Consider the following 21,281-nt stretch of genomic DNA (forward strand, 5'->3'; position numbering starts at 1 on the left):
CGGAACCGGACCATGGACGTACGAGAGACGGACCCGCCGACGACGGGGCCCGCGCCGGTGCCCGTCGGCCTGCGGGGGGCGCGGGAGTCCGCCCGCCGCCGGACGGGGGCCGCCGCCGGCGACACCGCCCTGACCACGGCCGTCCCGCGACTGCGGCACGGCCGGACCGCGCCCGTACCCGAGAGCTCCGCCGCCCGCCGCGGGCAGCGGCCGCGGCACGCCCTCGTCGCGCTCGCCCCGGACACCGGTGACGGCCACGGCGCCAGGGCGAGGGCCGGCACCCTCCTCGACGTCTCCGCCCCGCCGGAGAGCCCCGCGGCCGCCGCGCGCCCCGGCGCACCGGCCGCGGACCGCGCCGGGCGCACCCGCGCCATGCCGCTGTCCGCTCCCACCCCGCGGCACCCGGCCGCCGGAGCGCGGCGTCCGCTGACCCGGCCCGACGAGGCCGGTCCCGCCCTCGCCCGCCTCACCGTGCTCCGGCGGGGCGGCCACGCCGAGCGGTGCACCGCCCGGTGGCTCCCGGGGGTCCCGGCGGACCGGTCGGCACCGGAGGCCGGGGACGGCCGCCGGGCCACCGCGCCGGCGCTGCCCTCCTCGGTGTCCTTGCGCCGGCGGCGGGGCGAGGGGGAGCGGGAAGGATGACCGCTGCCGTGGAGCCCGCGGCGCCGGTCACCTTGTGGTTCTGCCCCAACGACCAGCTCGCGCCCGGCCTGGCCACCACTCTCGCCGCCCAGTGGCTGGACGAGCAGGAGCGGGAGAGCGCCGGGCAGTTCCTCTTCGAGCGCGACCGCCGCCAGTACGTCGTCTCGCACGTCATGGTGCGGCGGGTGCTGGCGCTGGAGAGCGGCATCCCCGAGAGCGAGGCCGTCATCTGGCGCTCCTCGCGCGGGCGGCCTTTCCTCCAGAAACCGGCCGGCGGGCTGCCGCGCGGCGGACGCGAACTCGACTTCAACCTCTCGCACGCGGGCGGCCACAACCTGCTCGGCGTGGTGCGCCGTCACCGCATCGGCGTGGACGTCGAGCGGCTCGACCGGGGGGAACAGGGCCTCGACGGAGTCGTCCACGCCTTCGCCGCCGAGGAGCGGGACTGGGTCGCCCAGGCACCGCCCGGCCGCGCCCGCGACGTGCGGGTCCTGCGGCTGTGGACGCTGAAGGAGGCCTACTCCAAGGCGCGCGGACTGGGGCTGGGGCTCTCCTTCGACAGCTTCTCCTTCCAGCTGGACGAGGACCGCGGCGTGCGCGGTTTCCGGCCACCGGACGACGACCTCTCCCAGCGATGGCGGTTCGTCGAACTGGAGCCGGTGCCCGGGGTCCTGGCCGCCGTCGCCCTCATGGCGGGCGAGGACGAGACGCCTGTCCTCGAACTGCACCACGGCTTCCCGTGGGCCAGGTCGTCCCCGAGGACCCTGACCGTCCCGTGCGCCGCCCCGCTGCCGGGGGCCTTCTGACGGGAGGCCCGCCGGTCCGCCGGCGGGCGCCCGGGGCCCTCTCGAGCCGTTCTCGACGCTCCCTCCAGCGCTCCGGCCGACGGTGCTTGTACCGACGAGCCGCAGGGGAGCAACCGCCATGGTGATCGCCGTCGCAACACCCGGGCACGGGGGCTCGTTCGCGCCCGCGCCGCCGGTACCCCCGTTTCCCCCGGTCGTCGGCGGACCGCCGGACCGAAGGAACCGAGGACGGGAGCGCACGCTCCCGCGCGCGTACCGACGAGCCGGAGGAGAGAGCCGCCATGGCGGGTGAGCGGGTGCACCGAATCGCGCACGAGACGGAGATCGCCGCCCCCGCCGGGGTCGTCTACGGACTGATCGCGGACGCCGGGAGCTGGCCGCTGTTCCTGCCGCCCGCCGTCCACGTCGAGCTGCTGGACTTCGAGACCCACGAGGAGCGCATCCGCGCCTGGGCCACCGTCGACGGCGCCGTGCGGTGCTGGATCTCGCGCCGCGTCCTGGACCCCGAACGCCGCCGCATCGACTTCCGGTACGACCCCGCGCCCGCTCCGGCCCGGATGATGCGCGGCGACTGGCACGTGGAGGAACGCGGCCCGCACGCCTGCCGGCTGGTGCTGCGCCACGAGTACGCCGTGCCCGCGGACCTCCCCGGCGAGGCCGCGCGGACCGGGCGCGTGCTGGCCGCCGCCGATGCGGCGGTGCTGGAGCGCCTGCGGGAACTGGCCGAGCGGTGGACCGAGCTGGACCGGCTGGTCTTCTCCTTCCAGGACGAGATCCGCGTCAAGGGCCCGGCCGAGCTGGTCTACGACTTCCTGTACCGCGTGGGCGAGTGGCCCGGCGTGGTGCCGCACGTGGTGCGGACCGAGCTGGCCGAGGAGGAACCGGGCGTCCAGCACGTGACGATGGACGTCCGGGGCGCCGACGGCGTGGTCCGGCCCACCGAGTCGGTACGGGTGTGCTTCCCGCACGCCGGACGCCTGGTGCACAAGCAGACCCGGACACCGCCGATGGTGGCCGCCCGCACCGGCGAATGGCAGGTGGTGCCCGACACCAGAGGCGTCCTGGTGGTGTGCCACCAGACCGTGCTGGTCCGCGCGGAGGAGGTCGAACCGGTCCTCGGACCCGGCGCCGGCCTGCCCGGTGCGCGCCGCCGCCTGCGCACGGAACTCGGCCGTGAGGCCCTGGACGTCCTCGATCTCGCCCGCCGCCACGCCGAGAACGCCGTCGAGGTGATCCACCTCTCCTGAGACGGAGCGCGCCCGCCGGACGCCGCGCGTGCGGTGTTCCGGGAGGCGGTGTCCGGAGCACGCCCTGCCGGCGCCCACCAGCCTGCCCCTTCACCGCCCCCGGTGTCACGTCCCGCGTCCGGCACCCGCTCCGGGCCGGCTTCCCGTCCGCTCCCGGGCCGGACGAGGAACACTGGAGGGCCGCCCGCCGATCGCTTCCCGTCCGCACCGGGCACCACCCATGACCTGCGGCCCGGCGCCGAGGCCCCGGGCTGCCGCCCGCTCCGCGGCGAGCGGGCCCCGACCGGTCCTCCGCCGGCTCTCCAGCCGGCCCCGAGCGGAACCGGCCAGGCTCGTCGGTGCGGGCGGGGACCGGCGTCCGTGATGAACCGACCGAATGGAAGGACATCCATGGGCGACGCCACGCGCACCTCGCCCCCCGTCCACGTACGCGGGCCGGAGGGTCCCTGGCAGCCGGTGCGGACCGCACTGGCGGTGTGGGGGAGCGCCGTGGTGCACACCACCTGGGGCGAATGGTTCCCGACCTCCCTCACCGACCCCGCGCTGCGCCCCCTGCTGGGCCACGACTGGCAGCGCTACCGGCACACGGCCGACCCTGCCACCCGCCACCGCTTCGCCGCCTCCCGGCTCGTCACCAAGTACGCCGCGGCCGCTGCGCTGGACCGCCTCCCGGCGGAGCTGGACCTCGCGTACCAGCTCAGCGGGCGGCCCTACCTGCGCGGACTCGACCTCGACGTCAGCCTCAGCCACAGCGACGAGCTGATCGCGGTCGGCGTCAGCCGGGTCGGCAGGATCGGGGTCGACACCGAACCGGCTGATCGCAGGCTCGACTTCGACCTGCTGAGCGGGCACATCTGCGCCCCCGGCGAACTGCGCTCCCTGCTGCCGCTGCCCCCCAGAGCCCGCGAACGTGAGCTGCTGAGGCTCTGGACGCTCAAGGAGGCGTACAGCAAGGCGCTCGGCCAGGGGCTGCGGCTCGGCTTCAGTGAGTTCTCCCTGAACGACGGCGGTACCGGCCTGCTCGCCCCCGACGACACGGCGGCCCGGCCCGGCGCCTGGGCCTTCTCCACCCACCGGGTCCTCGGCAGCCACCTGCTGAGCGTCGCCCGCCACGACGCCCTTCCGCAGCCGCCCGCGCGCCCGGCGCCGCCCGGCCGCACTCTCGCCCCCGCCTGCGCGCCCGGCTGAACCACGCTCCCGCCCGGAGGATCCGGCCCGCGCGCCGTGCGGCGCTCCCGCTGAGAGCCGCACGGGGCGCGCTTCAGGGCCACTGGAGAAAAAGGGCATGTCACGCGCGCGCCGCTAGCCTGCTGAGCACGTTGCGGACGTCGGAGCGAGGAGACCGCCGTGAGCCGTCCAGGACAACGCCCCGGAGCCGCGACGCAGGTGACCGCCATGACGACCGTCATGTGCGGCGTCTCGCTGTGTGAAAGGGGGAGGGGCCACGCCCCGGGATGCCGATGACCGCTGACCGCGCCACCTCCGACCGCGCCACCTCCGAACGGTCCACCGCCGCCACGACGGTCGTCGTCGACCCCGGCGAGCCGCCTTTCCGCGTCCCGCCCGTCCTGGACGTGCGCGGCCCCCTGACCGAGGGCCGGGTCGCCGCAGCGCTCGACCACGCCGGCGCCCGCGCCCCGGGGGTCCGGCCCTGGCGCCACCGCCTCCAGCGGGTCGGCCCCGACCACCACCTCCTGCACGTGGAGCCACGCCCCGCCCGTGCCGGCTCCGGCGACCCGGGGCAGACGCCGGACGCCTTCCCCGCAGGGCTCGTCGCCGACCTGCTCACCGCCCGCGACCGGCCGCCCGTCCCGCTCGGCCCTGCCCAGCTCGACCTGGCCCGGCGGCGCGGAACGGCCACCGCCCCCCACCCGTCCAGGACCCTCGACGCCACCGAGCCCTTCGACCCCGCCGCCGTGGAAGCGGCCCTGCGCGCCCTCGCGCGGGCCCATCCGCTCCTCGCCGCCCGCGTCGACACCGAGGCCGACAGCGGCATCCACGCCGCGCCGCTGGCCGCCGACACCGTCTGCACGGTGGCCGACGGCGTGCCGCGCAGCCGCGAGCGCGAGGCCGTCGCCGAGGCGGGCCGGGGCCTGCGCCCCTCCGCCCGGCGGTCTCTCCACGCCGTCCTGCTGCGCGGACGCCGCAGGCTCGTACTGCTCGCCCACGAACTCGTCGCCGACCAGACCTCGCTCGACATCCTCCTCGCCGACCTCCGGGCTGCCCTCGCGCGACCGGAGCAGGAACTCGGCCCCGAGGCCGTGCGCTACCCGGAGTGGGTCGCCACGCTGCCCGCGATCGCCACCGACCCCCGCGAGTGCGACCACTGGCGTGAGGTCGCCGAAGGACGCGCCGCCGCCGCCCCCTTCCGCTCCCGCAGCCCGCTGCCGGACACCGCGCCCGAACGCCATCCCGGCTTCGCCCTGGGACGCGCGGCCACCGCACGGCTGACCGGCCCGGTGGCCCGGCGCTTCGGGCTCCGCCCGGCCCAGCTCCTCACCGGCGCCCTGGGCCTCGCCCTCATCCGCTGGCGCGGCGCCCGCCTCGCCTCCTTCGACGTGTGCACCGACGGGCGTCAGGGCGCCCCGGCCCTGGCCCGCACCGTCGGGCCGCTGGCCGAGACCGAGCCCGTCCTCCTCGAGGGCGCCCCCGAGCAGCACGCCCACGAGTTCACCGAGCGGGCCGTGCGGAGCCTGGGCGCCGTCGGCCGGGCCGCCTTCGGCGCCTGCCGCGAACACGCCGCCGATCCCGCGCTGCGCCTCGTGCTGCGCGAACTCGTCCCCGTCCTGGTGCGCTTCACCCCGGAGGCCGACGTCCGCCCCGCCCCCCGGCCGGCCCGTACCGCGGGGCCGTACGCGATCGAGGCCGGTGCGCGGGTGCGCGGGGGGCGCCTCCACGTCGGGCTCGACTGGCTGCCCTCCGTCCACGACGGGATCACCGGCGAATCCGTCGACGCCCTCCTCACCGCGGTACGGGCGGTCCTGGAGGAACTGGCGGACGTCCCGGGCGAGCGGCCCGGGCAGCCCTCCGTCGCCGCCAGCCCCCTCCAGCGCGAACTGCTCGCCGACGCCGACGCGCACCCCGGCACCGGCCGTCAGATCGAACAGCTCACCTGGGTCTGGCACGGGCCGCTGGACGCCGGCCGCTTCACCGCCGCCTGGCAGTCCGTCTTCGACCGGGAGGCCGTGCTCCGCGCCTCCTTCGACCACGGCCGTGATCCGGCCATCACCGTCCACGACCGGGTCGTGCCCGAGGTGGTGCGCATGGCCCACCCCGGGGCCTCCTGGCCCGAGGCGCTCGCCGCCGACCAGCGGCGGGGGCTCGACCCGCGCTCCCCGGGGCCGCTGCGCCTGACCCTGCTCGACGGTCCGCCCGGCGACGGCTCCGGCACCCCCGCCACCCGGGTCCTGCTCACCTACCACCAGGCGCTGCTGGACACCTGGAGCGTGCGCCTGCTGATCGCCGAGTTCTACCGCGCCTACCTGGCAGACGGCGCCCTTCCCGGCGGCGACCGCCGCCCCGACGTACGCGACCACGCCCGCTGGCTCGCCGAGCAGGACCTCACCCCCGCGCGGGAGTTCTGGCTGCGTGCCGCGCCGGTGCCGGAGGCCGCCGGCTCGATGGCGGCCTATGCCACGGCACCGCTCCTCGCCGAGGGCGCCGGCACCGGACGGGCCCGGGTGCGGCTGGCCTCCTCCGAGGCGGCCCGGCTCGCCGCCTGGGCCGGGCGGTGGGGAGCCACCGAGAGCGGCGCCCTCCAGGCCGCCTGGGCGCTGATGCTCTACCGGGCCGCCGGGGCGGACGGACCGCTGCCGGTCCGGTTCAGCGTCGCCGCTTCCGGGCGGGGCATCCCCCTGGAAGGGGTGGAGCGCCTGCCGGGCGCGCTGCGCAATCCGCTGCCCGTCTCGGTCGACGTCGACCCGGACACCACCGTCCCCAACCTGTTGGCCGCCCTGCGCGACCAGGCCATCGACCTCGCCTCGTACGAGTGGGTCTCGGCCGGCCAGATCCACGGCTGGACGGGCGGCCCGGCTTCGTCCGGGGGCAACGGCGGGGACGGTCCCGGCGGCGACAGCCTGCTCGTCTTCGAGAGCAGCCTCGACCCCCTGGAGCGGCTGGAACCCGCCTTCGCCGCCCACGGCATCCGCATGGAGTTCGCCGAGCCCGTGGGCGCCGCGACCGCCTTCCCGGTCACCCTCGCCTCGCACCACGACGAGGCGGGCGGCCTGGTCCTCTCGGTCAGCCACGACCGCTCCCGGCTGGCGGACGCCTCCGGACTCCTCGCCCACTGCGCCGGCCTGCTGCGGGAACTGCCCTACGAGGCGGACGACTCGACCACCGTCGCCGAGTTCCTCGACGCGCTGCCGCCCACGCCGTCCTCCTGGCCGGCCTTCGTCACCCTGCGCCCCGGCACGGGCGGCGCCGTCTGCCTGGTGCCGTCACCAGGGGTCCCCCGCACCTGGTACACCCGTCTCTCCCGCCTCTACCCGGGCCCGGAGTCGGTGGTCCTGCTGCGGCTCACACTCGAGGGCCCCGCGGGCTGGCACGCCGTCCTGCGCCGGCTCGCCGAGAAGGGGGAGCCGCTGGTCCTCGGCGCGTTCTCCGGCGGAGGCGCCGACGCCTACGAGACGGCCCGTCTGCTCGCGGCGGACGGCGTGCGCCCGCCGCTGGTCGTCCTGGCGGCCGACACCGGCACCGACGAAGCCGCGTCGGACCTGGCCCGCCTGCTGGACGAGGTGGTCCGGCGCTGACGCCACCGGTCCTGCCCGGCCCGGTGGCGCGGTGGGCTCCGGTCGCTTCTCCAGCGGTCCGCGAACCGTCCTCCGCCATCCCTCCGTCATCCCTCCGGCACTCCTGCGACACCCCTCCGGCAGCCGTGGTCCGCGGGGTGGGGAGCCGCTTGGAAGAGCGCTGGAGGGGGGATCGAGGCAACCCATGATCGGGCAGGGACCGGACTAGCGTGCGTTTCCAGCAGTAGTTCGGAATTCGTGAGGAACTCGACGAGGTGCGGAGGGGAACATGAAGATTCAGGTTCTGGGTCCGTTGGGCGCCGAGGTCAACGGGGGCTCGATCGTTCCGACGGCTGGTAAGCCGCGGCAGATCCTGGCGCTGCTCGCGCTCTACCCGGGGCGCGTGGTGCCGGTGCAGACGCTCCTGGAGGAGTTGTGGGGGACCCAGCCCCCGCAGAGCGCGCTGACCACCCTGCAGACCTACATCCTCCAGCTGCGACGGCGGCTGGGCACGGCGATGGGGCCCGGCGCCCCGACCGGGGCGAAGGACGTGCTCGCCACCCGCCACGGCGGCTACCTGCTCCAGATTCCGGAGCAGAGCGTCGACGTGCACGAGTACGAGCGGTTGGTGTCGGAGGGCCGCTCGGCGTTCGAGGCGGGGGAGACCGCGACGGCGGCGGAGAGCTACCGGAGGGCCCTGGACCTGTGGGACGGGCGCGCGCTGGTCGACGTACGGCTCGGCCCGATCCTGGAGATCGAGGTCATGCGGTTGGAGGAGAGCAGACTCGGGGCCGTGGAGCGGCGGATAGACGCCGACCTCCAGCTCGCCCGTCACTGCGAACTCCTCGCGGAACTCGCCGACCTGACGGCTCGCCACCCGCACCACGAGGGCCTGCACTCGCAGGCCATGGTGGCGCTGTACCGGGCGGGGCGGCAGGGCGCCGCACTGGAGTCCTACCGGCGGTTGCGGCTGCGCCTCGTCGAGGAACTCGGTGTGGAGCCTTCGCCCCAGCTCCAGCGGCTTCACCAGGCCATGCTCACCGTGGACCCGCTGCTGGACGTCGCCGCGGGGCCGAGGAAGACCTCCACCTTCGACCTGTTCGCAGCCTGAGCCCGCCCGGCGCCCCCGGCGCCCGGTGGTGGTCCGGGACGTCATCCCCGTCAGGTGAGGCGTCGCCGGCCGCCCCGGGGGACGGTGGCGCGGGCGCGCCCGGCGGACCGCCGCCCACGCGCCCTCCCTTCACGCGGCACTCATCGACGCACCACCCACCCGACACCGGCACGCCGACGGGGACGCAGGCACCGCCGCGTCCCCCTTCTGCTGGTCAGGTGCCCGTCTTCCGGCCGCTCCGGCCGGGGGAGCGGCTCAGGCCGACTGCAGCCGGGGCAGCGGAAGCCGTTCGGGGAGGGCGCGGCGGCCGGAGACGCCGAGCTTGCGGTAGACCCGGGTCAGATGCTGCTCCACGGTGCTGACCGTGACGAAGAGCTGCTCGCTGATGTCACGGTTGCTGAAGCCGCGGGCGGCCAGCAGCGCGACGCGGCCCTCGGCGTCGCTGAGCACGGAGCCCTCACCGCCGCTCGGCCCTCCGTCGCCCGGCTGTTCGACGGCTTGCGCGGCCCGGTCGGGGGGCGCGGACCCCGCCGCCGCCTTCGCACGGCAGAACTTCGCCTCCTGCACCGCACGCCAGGAGATGGCGCGGGCGGCGTCCAGCTCGCCCAGGTCGCGCAGCGCCACGCTCAGGTCGGCGAGGGAACTGGCGAGTTCCACCCGGTCGCCGGCGTTTTCCAGCAGATCGGCGGAGGAGCGCAGCAGCCCGGGGCGCTGCGCGGGATCGGCGGTGGCGGCGAGGACCCGCAGCGCGATGCCGCGGGCGCGCCCGGCACCGCGGGTGCGGTCGAGCTGCTGCTTGACCAGATCCCGGGCGGACACGGTGCGGCCCAGCCGCAGATTGACCTCGGCGAGGCCGGTGCGCCAGTCGACCAGCTCCGCCACGTCCAGCTCCGCCTCCCTGGCCAGACCGGCGCAGCTCTGGAAGTCCTTCGCCGCCGCGAGCACCCGGCCGGCGGCGAGGTGGTGCCGCCCGCGGGCACAGCGGAACCGCAGGCCCCAGGCCGACACCGGCAGTGCTTCGGAAGGCATCTGCCGGAGCGCCTCCTCGGCCGCGTCGGCGTCCCCGAGGGCGGTGGCGGCGGCCACCAGGGTGGCGAGCGGGTAGGCGCGCAGGACGCCCCAGCTCTGCGGCGCCAGCAGGACGAGGCAGGAACGGGCGTGTTCGGTCGCCGCGACCAGTTCGCCCCGGCGCAGGGCGAGGTCGGCGCGGACGGCGCCGAGCGCCGCCTGCCAGGTGGTCCAGGAGCCTCGTGCCGCCTGGTCGTACAGCTTGTCGGTCCAGGCGGTGGCGAGGTCCGGACGGTCGCCGCGCAGAAGGGAGAGGAGCGCGGCGAGAACCACTTCGAGGAAGGTCTCCCCCGGGCTGCAGCTCTCCAGGAGGTGCTCGGCACCGGCGACCGCGCTCCGGCCGCTGGTGGCGGAGGCGCTGTCGCAGACGGCGTCGACGGCCCGGCTCCAGAGGTCCTCCGCGGCGGTGCGGCGGCCGTTCAGCGGCCCGGCGCCGGCCTCCCGGAACACGGCGGTGCCGTAGAACCAGCGGTGGGCCAGGCGCAGTTCCGCCTCGACGCGGGGGTCGCGCTGCTCCTCCGGCAGGCCGGCGCGGGCGTGCAGCGCTTCGCGGACCGTGTCCCGGTCGCCCAGCCACAGGGCCTGCTTCAGCGGGCCCGCCGCGTGGCGGGGCGGCAGTTCCCCCCGGGCCAGGGCGGCGCGGTCGGCGGCGTGGCGGCGGTCGGCCGCCGCCGGGTCGGTCTGCCAGAGGGTCCGGGCGAGCCGACGGCGGAGCCCGTCGCGGCGCTCCGGGTCGGTGCTCAGCCGGGCCGCCAGTTCCAGGCAGCGGGTGGCGAAGGGGAGTTCGCCGCGCTCGGTGGCCTGGGCGGCGGCGGCCTGGAGGACGCCGACGGCCCGCCCGTCGCCGGTCCGGGCGGCGACCAGGTGCTGGGCGACGGTGAGCGGGTCGGTGCCCCGGTGCTGGAGGGCGGCGGCCGCGGCGCCGTGCAGGCGGGCCGCCGCCTCGTCGTCGAGGGTGGTCCGTACGGCGGTGCGGAGCGCGGGGTGGCGCAGGCGCGGGCCCTCGGCGATGCCGGCGGCGGTGAGGGCGCCGAGCGCCCGGCGGACCGTCTCCGCGGGCAGCCCGGTCACCTCGGCCACGAGCGGGGCGGTCGCCGCCGTGTCCAGGACGGCGAGGCCCTGGGCGGTGGTGAGCAGGGCGTCGTTCCAGCGGGTCAGGCAGCTCAACGCGGCCTGAGCGTAGGCCGGGCCGGTGTGCGGGAGACCGTCCGCCGCGGCGGGCCCGTGCGGCGCGAGGGTGCGGTGGTCCTCGGCGAGGGCGCGGACGAGCAGCGGGTTGCCGCCGGTGGTCCGGTGGACGGCCGGTGCGTGCTCGCGGGCGTACTCCGGGGTGGTGGCCGCGGCGAGCAGGCCGGTGACCTCGGCCGCGGGGAGCGGGGCGAGGCGCAGGTGCTCGTGCGGCTGCCGGGTCAGGTCGGTGAGGACGGGGTCGGCGGCCGGCTGCTCCCAGTTCCATCGGGTCAGGACGACCATCACGGGCGCCGAGGCGATGCGCCGCCGCAGGTGGGCGAGGAAGCGGGCGGAGAGGCCGTCACAGAAGTGCGCGTCGTCCACGAGGACCACGACCGGCCGCTGCCGGGCCAGGCCGAGCAGTTCGGCACCGAGTGCGCGCAGGAGGGGGGCCTCGGCCCCGGGGGAGGCCGCGGCGGGGGAGAAGGCGGTCTGCCCGAGGAGGCGAGTGACACGGTCGACGGTTTCCCGGGGCATCTGGGGGCCGCGCAGGAGCTGGTCGGCGATCCCGGCGGAGACGTCGCGCTCGGCGGCGGAGCCGGAGGCGGTCAGGCAGAGCGCGCCGGTGGCTCCGGCGTGCGCGGCGAAGGCATGGGCCAGGTGTGTCTTGCCGGACGCCAGGCCGCCGGTCACCAGGGCGAGCTGCCCGGTTCCGGCCGCGCAGGCGGTCAGCTGCCTGCCGAGTACGTCCAGTGCCTCGCCGTAGTCGCGTTCCACGAAACCCCCTGCGTGCCTGAAGGGTCGGGCCCACCGGTCCTGGGCGCCGCCGCGTTCCAGGCTGGGCCGACCCCCTACAGGGGCGGTGGAGCGGAGCCGGAGCCGTAGGGGTTCGGCCGCAGGGAGCGGAGGCCCGGTCACGGGGCGGGGCGGGCGAGTCCCGCGTCGCACAGCTCCGCCACCCACCGGTCCAGGTCGGCGCGGGTGTCGACGAGGGCCGTGCCCCACTGGCGGGCGAGGATCCGGGCCGCCGCGGCGGGGTCGCCGTCGTGCTGGCGCAGGGCGATCCACATCGCCGTACGCACGGGGGAGCAGCGATAGCTGCGGGGACGGCCGGCCGTGTCGAGGCGCAGTTCCAGGGAGCCGTCCTCGCCGATGTCGACGCTGACCCCGGGCATGGGCTGGACCCGCACACCGACCTCCCTGGCGAACGCACCGGGCGCGTGCCGCGATGCCGGACGCTCCACCGTAGGCGGGCGCGGGTGCCGTGGCCAGGTGGCGGCGGCAGAGTCCGGGGTGGCGGGCGGCGTCGGACCCCTACGCGCGGTCCCGGTCAGGTGGCGGCAGGGGTTGCGCGGGGCCGTTTCCGGGTCAGCCGCCGTGGCCGAGCGCGTCCTCGACGACGCGGCAGACGGCGGGGACGTGGTCGTCCAGGTAGAAGTGACCTCCGGGCAGGACGTGCAGGTCGAGGGAGCCGTCCGGGGCGACGTCCCGCCAGGCGCGCGCCTCCTCGACCGGGACGTGCGGGTCCGCGTCGCCGGTGAGCACGGTCAGCGGGACCGTCAGGGCCGGGTCCGGGCGGGGCCGGTAGCCGTCGGCCATCCGGGCGTCGTTGCGCAGGGGCGGGAGCACCATCTCCAGCAGTTCCTTCTCCTGGAGGAGCCGCGGGTCGCACCCCTGCATTTTCGCCACCTCGGCGATCAGCGCGTCGTCGTCCCGCAGGTACGCCATGTCGCGGCGCGGCAGCGAGGGGGAGCGGCGTCCCGAGACGAAGAGGTGCGCCGGCGGGCGCCCGGCGCCGCTCAGCCGGCGGGCCGCCTCGTAGGCGAGAGTGGCGCCCAGGCTGTGCCCGAAGAGCGCGTACGGGCGGTCGGCCGCCTCGCGCAGGACCGGCAGCAGGGCGTCGACGGTGGCGTCGACGCTGGTGAGGAAGGGCTCGCCGCGCCGGTCCTGCCGCCCCGGGTACTGCACCGCCACCGCCTCCACCCAGGGCGCGAGCTCCCGGGTCAGGGCGACGTAAGCGGAGGCGGAGCCGCCCCCGTGGGGGAAGCAGAACAGGCGTACGGCGGCGGTCTCGTCCGGCCGGTAGCGGCGCAGCCAGAGGGAGGCGGCCGTCTGCCGGGAGGGGGAGGTGGCGGGGGCGTTCACGGACGTCGGCTCCTCGGTCGGTGGTGGTGGGGATCAGGCGGGGAGGGCCGCCTTCAGCGGCTCCCACCACGACCGGTGCTCGCGGTACCAGTGGACCGTCTCGGCGAGTCCGCGGTCGAAGGGGACCCGCGGGGCGTACCCCAGCTCGCGGGAGATCTTGGTGATGTCCACCGAGTACCGCCGGTCGTGGCCGGCGCGGTCCTCGACGGGGCGGACGAAGGAGGCGTCGCGGCCGGTCAGCTCGAGGAGGCGGCCGACGAGCCGGCGGTTGGTCAGCTCGGTGCCGCCGCCGATGTTGTAGATCTCGCCCGGCCTGCCCCCCGCGGCGACCAGGGCGACGCCCCGGCAGTGGTCGTCGACGTGGAGCCAGTCGCGGCGGTTGCCGCCGTCGCCGTAGAGCGGCACCGGCAGGCCGTCGATCAGGTGGGTGGTGAAGAGCGGGACGGCCTTCTCGGGGTACTGGTGGGAGCCGTAGTTGTTGGAGCAGCGGGTCACCCGCACGTCCAGGCCGTGGGTGCGGTGGAAGGCCAGCGCGAGCAGGTCCGAGGACGCCTTGGAGGCGGCGTAGGGGGAGTTGGGCTCCAGCGGGTGGTCCTCCGTCCAGGAGCCCTCGTCGATCGAGCCGTAGACCTCGTCGGTCGACACGTGGACGAAGCGGACCCCGCCGGCGTCGGCCGCCGCCCGCAGCAGCGTGTGCGTGCCCAGCACATTGGTGGTCACGAACGCGGACGCGTCCTCGATGGACCGGTCCACGTGGGACTCGGCGGCGAAGTGCACCACCAGGTCCGTGCCGGGCATCAGCCGCTCCACCAGCGGGCCGTCGCAGATGTCGCCGCGGACGAACTCCAGGCGCGGATCGTCCGCCACCGGCGCCAGGTTGGCGAGGTTCCCCGCGTAGGTCAGCTTGTCGAGGACGACGGCGCGGGCGGCCGTCAGTTCCGGGTAACCGCCGGAGAGCAGCCGCCGCACGAAGTGCGAGCCGATGAAGCCCGCACCTCCGGTCACCAGTACGCGCATCCTGACGGGCCTTTCGCAGCAGGTCTCGGACAGAGGGGCGGGGCGCGGCCGTCCGCGGCGAAGTGTGCCGCCGGGCACGACGCGGGGGGCGTACGCCGGTCCCGGGAGCGCCCGAGGACAGCCTCCCGCTTCCGGCTGGAGCCGGGGTCGAGCACCGTCGGAACCCGGCCGGCAGGAGCGGCGGAGCCCCGCCTTCTTCTCCAGCCTCCCTCCAGTCCTCCTCCAGCCGTTATCCGCCGGTTCTCCAGCGGTGCCGCCCATATTCGAAGCCGCCTGCTACGGGCACCGCCGCCCCACCGCAGCCCGACACGCCACGACGGGAGCGAGCCATGGAGATCATCGGAAGGGGATTCCTCGCGCGGAGCCTGGGCCCGATCGCCCACCGCCACCCCGACACCGTCGCCGTGGCCGCCGGGGTCTCCTGGGCGAGCCAGACCTCCGCGGCGGACTTCGACCGCGAACGCGCACTGATCCGGGAGACCGCCTGCCGCTGCCGGGCGGAGGGCAGCCGCCTGCTCTTCTTCTCCACCGCCGCCGCCGCGATGTACGGAGCCGTCGACGGCCCCGCCCGGGAGGACGGCCCCACCCGGCCCCTCAACCCCTACGGCACGCACAAACTCGCCCTGGAGGGCTGGCTGCGCGGCTCGGGCACACGTCACCTGACGCTGCGCCTGGGACACCTCGTCGGCCCCGCGCAGCCCCCGCACCAGCTCGTCCCCTCCCTGGTGGCGCAGGTGCGGCGAGGCACCATCCGCATCCACCGGGGCGCCGTCCGCGACCTCGTCCACGTCGAGGACGCCGTCACCCTCGTGGACCACCTGCTGGAGCGCGCCCTCGACGGCGAGACCGTCAACGTCGCCTCCGGCCACGCCGCACCGGTCGCCGGTATCGTCGACCACCTGGCGCACCGGCTGGGGGCGGAGCCGCGCCGCGAGTACCTGGACGTCGGGCCGGCCGTCGCCGTGGCCCCCTCGATCTGCACCGCGAAACTGCGGGGTCTGGTTCCCGAGGCGGCGGCGATGGGCTTCGGGCCCGGCTACCACCGCCAGGTCCTCGACCGCTACCTCGGCGCCGCCGGGGTGCCGCCCGAGCCCGTGCCGTGCAGATAGGCGAGGACCGCGAGCACGCGGCGGTTGCCGTCCTCGGAGGCACCGATGCCCAGCTTCTGGAAGATGGCGGTCGTGTACTTGCTGATCGCGCCCTCGCTCAGGAAGAGCCGCTGCGCGATCGCCGCGTTGGAGCGGCCCTCCGCCATCAGCGCCAGCACCTCCCGCTCACGGGGCGTCAGCCGGGCGAACGGCTCCTGGTGCGGTGAGCCGGCCAGCAGCTTGGCGATCACGTCCGGGTCCATCGCCGTGCCCCCCTGCGCCACGCGGTGCACGGCCTCCACGAACTGGTCGCCGTTCAGCACCCGGTCCTTGAGCAGGTAGCCGACCCCGCCCACGCCGTCGGCGAGCAGCTCGCGCGCGTACAACTGCTCCACGTGCTGCGACAGGACGAGCACCGGCAGGCCCGGGGTCTCCCGCCGGGCGGCCAGCGCCGCCTGCAGCCCTTCGTCGGTGAAGGTCGGCGGGAGCCTGACGTCGACGATGGCCACGTCCGGGGCCTCCTCGCGCAGCGCGCGGCGCAGCTCCTCACCGGTCTCCACCGCCGCGACCACCTCCATTCCGCGCACCGTCAGCATGTGGATCAGACCTTCCCGCAGCAGGTGCAGGTCTTCGGCCAGGACGATGCGCAAGAGGACTCCCTCACTCGTAACCGTGGGACGCCATTCTGACCCCCGACGGTGGGTCCGGTGGCACCCTCACCCCGGCGGACGCCCCGGCCGCAGCGGCAACCGGAACTCCACCCGGGTCGGGCCCCCCGGCGGGCTGTCCACCTCCAGCACCCCGTCGAAGGGAGCCAGGCGGGTCCGCAGCCCGGCCAGCCCGCCGCCCGCCGCCGGATCGGCGCCGCCGCGTCCGTCGTCGCAGACGGCGCCGGTCAACTCGTCGCCCTCCAGCCAGAGTTCCACCCGCACCCGGCTCGCCCGTGCGTGTTTGACGACGTTGGCGAGGAGTTCGCCGACGGTGAAGTAGACCGCCGACTCGATGGCGGGGTCCGCGCGTCCCGGCAGCTCCACCACCGCCTCCACCTCCAGCGGCACGTCCAGTGCCAGCGCCCGCACCGCGTCGCCGAGACCGCGCTCGGCCAGCACCGGCGGATGGATGCCGCGCACCAGATGCCGGAGCTCCCGCAGTCCCTTGGCCAGACCTTCGCGCGCCTCCCCGAGCAGCTGCCTCGCCTCCTCCGGGCGGTCGGCCATCAGGTGGTCCACGGAGTCGAGCTTCATGCCGACCGCCACCCAGCTCGCCTGAGCGCCGTCGTGGAGGTCCCGCTCGATCCGCCGCAGGACCGCGGCCTGCGCGTCGTTGGTGCCGTCCCGCTGCTCCCTGAGGACATCGATCCGCCGCGCCAGCAGGGCGGCCGGCGTCGGGGCGAGGAGCAGCCGGCTCCAGCGGGCGTGCAGGGCGAGCAGCCGGGGCGCGGCGGCGCATCCGGCGAGGGCGGCGGCCGTCCCCAGCAGGGGGGCGAAGAGCGGGGCCGGCAGCGGCCGGAGGAACGGCAGCCACCCGGTGAGCGAGGTCCAGGGGCCCGCCGCGTCGTAGGAGACCCACGGGCCGAGCGGCACCACCCACAGCCACGGCCAGACCAGGCCGAGGAATCCGTAACCGACGAGGAGAGCCACCGCCGCGCCCGGCAGGAGCGCGGCCACCGGTTCCGAGGCGTGCCACAGGAGGTCGCGCCAGGTCGCCGGGGACCGCAGCGCCCAGGCGTAGCGGCGCAGCCGCACCACCGGGCGCGGCGAGCGGTACAGCGTCCTCCCGGCCTGGTACGTCCCGTCGGCGCGCGGCTCGGGAGGGGGCGGCGGCGGGGTGTAGGGGGAGGCGATCTCCACGCCCGTCCAGGCCGCCACCTGGCGTCTGCGCATCTCGGTGAAGGCCCGGCTCACGCGCAGGTATCCGGCGAGCGGCCAGCCCGCCCCGGGGACCAGGCAGAGCACCGTCCCGGCCGCCAGCACCGCCCCCACCACCGACAGCAGGGCCGTCGCCCAGAGCCGTAGTACCGCCCGGCCGTACCGCGCAGCCGTCCGCCGCAGCGCCGCGGCCCGGCCCCGGCGGGCGGGCTCGGGCCGGGGGCCCAGCAGCGAGCGGGTCCAGCGGCCGTGCACGGCCAGCAGAGAGGGGCCGCAGGCCGGCCCGGCGAGGACGAGGACGGGCCCGGCCGCGGCGGCGAGGGGGCCCCGGCCGGCCGTCGTCAGCAGGAGGCCCGCCGCCACCAGAGCGGCCGGGAGCAGCACCGTCACGGCCGCGACCGGCGGGTTGAGCGCCAGCCACAGGGCCTCCCGGTGGGTGGCGGGGTCGCGGGCCAGCCACTCCACCCGGCGCAGGTACGCGGGGAGCGAGGCGGTGCGGTAGAGCTGGGAGCCGATCCGGAAGCGGCCCTCGGTGTCGGGGCGGGGCGGTTCCGGGGCCGGGCGGTACGGCCGCTCCACCGGCGGGACACCGCACCAGGCGTGGGCGAGCCGGCGGGCGAGGTCCGGGAAGCGGCGCAGGGCGAAGGCGGGGGCGAGCAGACCGCAGAGGGCGGCCAGGAACGACACCGCCAGCACCAGCGGGGAGAAGGCGGCCAGCACCGCGAGCACCGCCCCGCGGACCGGGGCCAGCGCCATGGCGGCCAGTCGGCCGTCCGCCGGCACCGCCCCCGTGTGCACGTCCTCCGCCACCGGTCCCCGATCCTCGACCGTCCGTTCCACGCGAGACGTTACCCGCACGGGCGGCCCGCGACGCCCCGCCACGGACCGCCCCCCTACCGTCCCCGCACACGCCCCTATCCTCGACCCGCCGACCCCAGCTCCGTCCCCGGCGCCTGTACCCGGTCCCGCGCCGGTTCCTAGGGTGAGCGCCGTGAATGCAGCCGTGACTGTCGCAGATCTCGTGAAGGAATATCCGAACGGTCCTGCGCCCGCAGTGAACGGCCTGAGTTTCTCCGTGCCGCACGGAGAGGTCTTCGGACTGCTCGGACCGAACGGCGCGGGCAAGACCACCACCATCGGCGTCCTCACCACCCGGGTCCTGCCCACCGCGGGCACCGCCCGGGTCGGCGGGGTCGACGTGGTCGCCGATCCGGCCCACGCCCGCCGGGTGCTGGCCGTGGTGCCGCAGCGCAACAACCTCGACCAGTCCCTGACGGTCCGCCAGAACCTCCTCTTCCACGCCGCCTACCACGGCTTCCGGCCCGCGGAGCGCAAGCGCAACGCCGACCGGGTCCTGGAGCGGATGGGGCTGGCGGAGTTCGCCGACGCCAACGTCGCCTTCATGTCCGGCGGCCAGGCGCAGCGGGTGATGATCGCCCGCGCGCTCATGCACCGGCCCTCCGTGCTCTTCCTCGACGAACCCGCCACCGGGCTCGACCCGCAGGCACGCCTCTTCGTCCACGACCGCATCGCCGAACTCCGCGAGGACGGCGTCACGGTGGTGGTGACCACCCACGACATGGACGAGGCGGAGAAGCTGTGCGACCGCGTCGGCGTGGTCGACCACGGCAAGCTCATCGCCCTCGACACCCCCGAAGCCCTCACCCGCGCGCTGCCGGGCCGCACCACCCTGACCGTCACCCTCACCCTGACCGGAGCGAGCGCCGAGGACGTCACGCTCACCCTGCAGGGCGTGGACGGCGTGGACCGGGTGGAGCGTCTTCCGGCGGACCCCGCGCGGACGGAGGAGCAGTTCCGTCTCTACACCTCCCTCGACCCGGCCGTCGTGCTGCCCCACGTCATCAAGATGCTCGACGGGCTGCACTGCCGGATGAGCGATCTGGCCATCGGCACACCGAGTCTGGAGGACGTGTTCATCCACCTCACCGGCCGGGAGCTCCGTTGACCACGACCCTAGAAGCGACGCATTCCCCCGGGTCCGGACCGGGGCCGGGGCCGGGCGGTCCCGGCGGGCGTCCGCCCGGCGCCCTGCGGGTCTTCCTCGCCGTGCTGCACCGGGACGCCTTCGTCACCGGGCGCGAACTCCCCTCGTTCCTCGCGCAGACGGTGCTCCAGCCGCTCTTCACCCTCTTCATCCTCGGCAAGGTCCTCGGCGACCTCGGGTACGTGGGGGCCGAGTTCAAGGACGTCCTGCTGCCCGGGGTGGTCGCGCTCGCCGGATTCACCGGGGCGCTCCAGAACACCACGCTCCCCCTCGTCCTCGACTTCTCGTACACCCGGGAGATCGAGGACCGGCTCTTGTCGCCGATGCGGCTGGAACTCGTCGCCGTCGAGAAGGTCGTCTTCGGCGCGGCCCGCGGCGTCTTCTCGGCCGTGCTGATGATCCCGATCGGCATGCTCGTCATGGGCGGCGTCTCCTGGCCGCTCTCCGCTCTCCCGGCCCTGTTCGGGGTGATCGTGCTCGGCTCGCTGGTGGGCGCGGCGATCGGGATGACGCTGGGCACCTTCGTCCCGCCCCGGCGTATCGAGATCGTCTTCGCGGTGACGCTGACCCCGCTGATGTTCACCGGCGCCACCCAGTTCCCCTGGCTCGGCCTGGCCGACCTGCGATGGTTCCAGGTCGTCTGCGCGGCCAACCCCCTCACGTACTTCAGCGAGGCCCTGCGCGCGCTTCTCCTCGACGGCCGTGTCGAGTCGATGCCGCTGTGGATCTCGCTGGCGGTCCTGGTGACGGCGCTCCTGGGCTTCGGCCTCGCCGGCATCAAGGGCTTCATGAACCGTGCGCTCGACTGACGGGTCGGCGACGGGAACTCCCCCACTGGAAGGTATGGCAATCCCATGAACGTGCGTCACCTCGGCTGGATCGGGCTCCTGGGGCTCCTGGGCCTCCTCGGCTTCTCCAACGCCTGGTTCTTCACCTTCGCCCTCTTCTTCCTCTTCTTCCTCTTCTTCCTGGCCAAGCCCGAGCCGGCCTGACCCTGCCGCGGTATCGCGAGGGGCCGTACCCGCCACGGGTACGGCCCCTCGCCCGTCCCCGCCGGGCGTCAGAGGCGTGCCTCGACGGCGTCGGCGGCCCGCGCCGCGCCCCCGGCGCCGCGGACCACGTCGCTCATCCGCCGCACGCGGGCCGCCGTCGCCGGGTCGGCGGCCAGCGCGAGGACCGCGTCGCGCAGCGCCTCCCCGGTCGCCGCAGACTCCTGGCGTCGGGCGACCCCCAGCTCCGCCAGGCGCCGGGCGTTCACCTCCTGTTCCGGGGTGGACGCCACCACGACCATGGGCGTCCCGCAGTACAGGGCCTCCATGGCGCTGCCCATCCCGCCCTGCGTCACGAAGGCGGAGGCGTGGCGCAGCACCGCGGGGTGCGGCACCCAGGGGTGGGCGGTGACGTTCGGCGGCAGCGGCCCCACCGACACGGGGTCCACGCGCCCGCCCAGCGTCATCACGACGTTCCACGGCACGCCCGCGAAAGCCCGCGCGCACCTGCGGAAGAATTCGGGGCCGGTGTGCGCGGAAGTGCCCAGCGATATCAGGACCAGCGGTTTTCCGTCGTCCGGGGCCTCCCACTCCGTCTCGAAGGAACGGGCGCTGATGCAGGGGCCTGTGAAGACGAACCGGTCGTCGAACGTCTCACCCTTGATCTGGATCTCCCGCGGCAGGAGGACGATGTTCGTCTCCTCGATCTCCGTGAGGAAACGGCCCACGTCCACGGAGGCCATACCGTGCCGCGCGAAGAGCCCCACCAGGGTCGTGAAGAACTCGGCCAGAGCGGGATGGCGGGGATCGACCGGGACCAGTTCCTCAGGGACCAGCCGGTCCAGCGAGAAATGCTCGTTGGCGGCGAGCGTGGGGAAGGTCCGTACGGCGGGCAGCCCCCACTTGCGGGCCAGGAGCCGCCCCGCCGCGAACATCGTCGTGTCGTAGACGATCAGGTCGGGCCGGTCGGCGGCGAGTGCCCGTTCCCCGCACTCCAGGGCGAGCATCCCCTCACGCAGGTATTTCAGCGGGACGCCCGCGAGCACGTCACCGTCGACCACCGGGGCGGGCGCCTCGTCGGGCAGCGGTGAGGCGTACGGCACCGCCCGCGCCCCGGTCCGGGCGACCAGATCGGCGTACTGCCGGGCCACCGGATGACTCACCCGGTGCCCGCGCTGGACCAGTTCCGCCACCACCGGGAGGGTGGGGGTGAGGTGTCCGAGTCCGGGCACGTTGAAGAAAGCGATATGTCTTTTCATGCGACGGCCCTCTGGTAAGGATGGGGAATGCCGGGAACGGGCGGGAAGGGGAGAGGGAGGGGTGATTCCGAGAACGGTAACAGCGAAAGGTTACCGGTGAATGCGAGACGCCTTCCCGTGCGGGCTCCCCGGTGGT

General features: G+C 75.6%; 17 protein-coding genes. 10 read left to right on the forward strand and 7 right to left on the reverse strand.

Going from position 1 to position 21,281, the window contains the following annotated elements; translation table 11 throughout:
* The first annotated feature begins 12 nt into the window (after positions 1 to 12).
* From C1708_RS00145 to C1708_RS00170, 6 genes are all read left to right on the forward strand, one after another.
* On the forward strand, positions 13 to 642 hold the full coding sequence (locus C1708_RS00145) for a hypothetical protein (RefSeq protein ID WP_106410734.1): 630 nt from the start codon (positions 13 to 15) through the stop codon (positions 640 to 642).
* Positions 639 to 1,448: a 4'-phosphopantetheinyl transferase family protein gene (locus C1708_RS00150; RefSeq protein ID WP_106410735.1), complete on the forward strand. Its 810-nt coding sequence runs from the start codon at positions 639 to 641 to the stop codon at positions 1,446 to 1,448. The genes C1708_RS00145 and C1708_RS00150 overlap by 4 nt, the downstream gene beginning before the upstream one ends.
* A gap of 281 nt (positions 1,449 to 1,729) precedes the next feature.
* Positions 1,730 to 2,695: an aromatase/cyclase gene (locus C1708_RS00155; RefSeq protein WP_106410736.1), complete on the forward strand. Its 966-nt coding sequence runs from the start codon at positions 1,730 to 1,732 to the stop codon at positions 2,693 to 2,695.
* A 390-nt stretch (positions 2,696 to 3,085) separates the two neighbouring features.
* Complete coding sequence (locus tag C1708_RS00160; protein WP_106410737.1) at positions 3,086 to 3,883, forward strand: 4'-phosphopantetheinyl transferase family protein; 798 nt, start codon at positions 3,086 to 3,088, stop codon at positions 3,881 to 3,883.
* A gap of 272 nt (positions 3,884 to 4,155) precedes the next feature.
* Entirely contained in the window at positions 4,156 to 7,446 is a 3,291-nt protein-coding gene (locus tag C1708_RS00165) for a condensation domain-containing protein (protein WP_133169033.1), read from the forward strand.
* A gap of 268 nt (positions 7,447 to 7,714) precedes the next feature.
* A complete protein-coding gene (locus tag C1708_RS00170) occupies positions 7,715 to 8,536 on the forward strand; it encodes an AfsR/SARP family transcriptional regulator (RefSeq protein ID WP_106410739.1) in 822 nt (273 codons plus the stop codon).
* 255 nt (positions 8,537 to 8,791) lie between these two features.
* Here C1708_RS00170 and C1708_RS00175 read toward each other — a convergent pair whose 3' ends face one another.
* The 4 genes from C1708_RS00175 to rfbB all read right to left on the reverse strand — a co-directional run bounded on the left by C1708_RS00175 (position 8,792) and on the right by rfbB (position 13,936).
* Complete coding sequence (locus C1708_RS00175) at positions 8,792 to 11,551, reverse strand: helix-turn-helix transcriptional regulator (RefSeq protein WP_198602350.1); 2,760 nt, start codon at positions 11,549 to 11,551, stop codon at positions 8,792 to 8,794.
* Positions 11,552 to 11,688: 137 nt separating this feature from the next.
* A complete protein-coding gene (locus C1708_RS00180; RefSeq protein WP_106410741.1) occupies positions 11,689 to 11,964 on the reverse strand; it encodes a PqqD family protein in 276 nt (91 codons plus the stop codon).
* Between the two features lie 178 nt (positions 11,965 to 12,142).
* Positions 12,143 to 12,919: a thioesterase II family protein gene (locus C1708_RS00185; protein ID WP_106410742.1), complete on the reverse strand. Its 777-nt coding sequence runs from the start codon at positions 12,917 to 12,919 to the stop codon at positions 12,143 to 12,145.
* A gap of 33 nt (positions 12,920 to 12,952) precedes the next feature.
* Positions 12,953 to 13,936: a dTDP-glucose 4,6-dehydratase gene (gene rfbB, locus C1708_RS00190; RefSeq protein ID WP_106410743.1), complete on the reverse strand. Its 984-nt coding sequence runs from the start codon at positions 13,934 to 13,936 to the stop codon at positions 12,953 to 12,955.
* A 329-nt stretch (positions 13,937 to 14,265) separates the two neighbouring features.
* Here rfbB and C1708_RS00195 point away from each other — a divergent pair, with 329 nt between their 5' ends.
* Positions 14,266 to 15,045, forward strand: a complete 780-nt coding sequence (locus tag C1708_RS00195; protein WP_106410744.1) for an NAD-dependent epimerase/dehydratase family protein — start codon at positions 14,266 to 14,268, stop codon at positions 15,043 to 15,045.
* Here C1708_RS00195 and C1708_RS00200 read toward each other — a convergent pair.
* Positions 14,997 to 15,674, reverse strand: coding sequence for a response regulator transcription factor (locus tag C1708_RS00200; RefSeq protein WP_106410745.1), 678 nt, complete (start codon positions 15,672 to 15,674; stop codon positions 14,997 to 14,999). The genes C1708_RS00195 and C1708_RS00200 overlap by 49 nt on opposite strands.
* A gap of 66 nt (positions 15,675 to 15,740) precedes the next feature.
* Positions 15,741 to 17,702, reverse strand: a complete 1,962-nt coding sequence (locus C1708_RS00205) for a sensor histidine kinase (RefSeq protein WP_106410746.1) — start codon at positions 17,700 to 17,702, stop codon at positions 15,741 to 15,743.
* A gap of 244 nt (positions 17,703 to 17,946) precedes the next feature.
* On the opposite strand from C1708_RS00205, the gene C1708_RS00210 reads away from it, so the two are divergent.
* Genes C1708_RS00210 through C1708_RS34160 form a run of 3 tightly spaced genes read left to right on the forward strand, consistent with a single transcriptional unit; the run spans position 17,947 to position 19,889 of the window.
* A complete protein-coding gene (locus tag C1708_RS00210; RefSeq protein WP_274543336.1) occupies positions 17,947 to 18,858 on the forward strand; it encodes an ABC transporter ATP-binding protein in 912 nt (303 codons plus the stop codon).
* Positions 18,855 to 19,706 (forward strand): ABC transporter permease, encoded by an 852-nt coding sequence (locus C1708_RS00215; protein WP_106410748.1) that lies wholly within the window; start codon positions 18,855 to 18,857, stop codon positions 19,704 to 19,706. Before C1708_RS00210 ends, C1708_RS00215 begins: the two co-directional genes overlap by 4 nt.
* A 45-nt stretch (positions 19,707 to 19,751) precedes the next feature.
* A complete protein-coding gene (locus C1708_RS34160) occupies positions 19,752 to 19,889 on the forward strand; it encodes a hypothetical protein (RefSeq protein ID WP_198602352.1) in 138 nt (45 codons plus the stop codon).
* A gap of 68 nt (positions 19,890 to 19,957) precedes the next feature.
* Here the strand turns inward: C1708_RS34160 and C1708_RS00220 are convergent, their stop codons facing one another.
* Positions 19,958 to 21,145, reverse strand: coding sequence for a macrolide family glycosyltransferase (locus C1708_RS00220; protein ID WP_106410749.1), 1,188 nt, complete (start codon positions 21,143 to 21,145; stop codon positions 19,958 to 19,960).
* Positions 21,146 to 21,281: the final 136 nt, after the last annotated feature.

Origin of the sequence: Streptomyces sp. DH-12 (assembly GCF_002899455.1) — a bacterium.
In the GTDB taxonomy this organism is placed as follows: Bacteria; Actinomycetota; Actinomycetes; order Streptomycetales; family Streptomycetaceae; genus Streptomyces.

What these genes read in the sequence shown, in the direction of transcription:
- C1708_RS00145 (WP_106410734.1), top strand. Translation starts at nt 13, where the DNA reads ATGGACGTACGAGAGACGGACCCGCCGACGACGGGGCCCGCGCCGGTG.
- C1708_RS00150 (WP_106410735.1), top strand. Translation starts at nt 639, where the DNA reads ATGACCGCTGCCGTGGAGCCCGCGGCGCCGGTCACCTTGTGGTTCTGC.
- C1708_RS00155 (WP_106410736.1), top strand. Translation starts at nt 1,730, where the DNA reads ATGGCGGGTGAGCGGGTGCACCGAATCGCGCACGAGACGGAGATCGCC.
- C1708_RS00160 (WP_106410737.1), top strand. Translation starts at nt 3,086, where the DNA reads ATGGGCGACGCCACGCGCACCTCGCCCCCCGTCCACGTACGCGGGCCG.
- C1708_RS00165 (WP_133169033.1), top strand. Translation starts at nt 4,156, where the DNA reads ATGACCGCTGACCGCGCCACCTCCGACCGCGCCACCTCCGAACGGTCC.
- C1708_RS00170 (WP_106410739.1), top strand. Translation starts at nt 7,715, where the DNA reads ATGAAGATTCAGGTTCTGGGTCCGTTGGGCGCCGAGGTCAACGGGGGC.
- rfbB (WP_106410743.1), bottom strand. Translation starts at nt 13,936, where the DNA reads ATGCGCGTACTGGTGACCGGAGGTGCGGGCTTCATCGGCTCGCACTTC.
- C1708_RS00195 (WP_106410744.1), top strand. Translation starts at nt 14,266, where the DNA reads ATGGAGATCATCGGAAGGGGATTCCTCGCGCGGAGCCTGGGCCCGATC.
- C1708_RS34160 (WP_198602352.1), top strand. Translation starts at nt 19,752, where the DNA reads ATGAACGTGCGTCACCTCGGCTGGATCGGGCTCCTGGGGCTCCTGGGC.
- C1708_RS00220 (WP_106410749.1), bottom strand. Translation starts at nt 21,145, where the DNA reads ATGAAAAGACATATCGCTTTCTTCAACGTGCCCGGACTCGGACACCTC.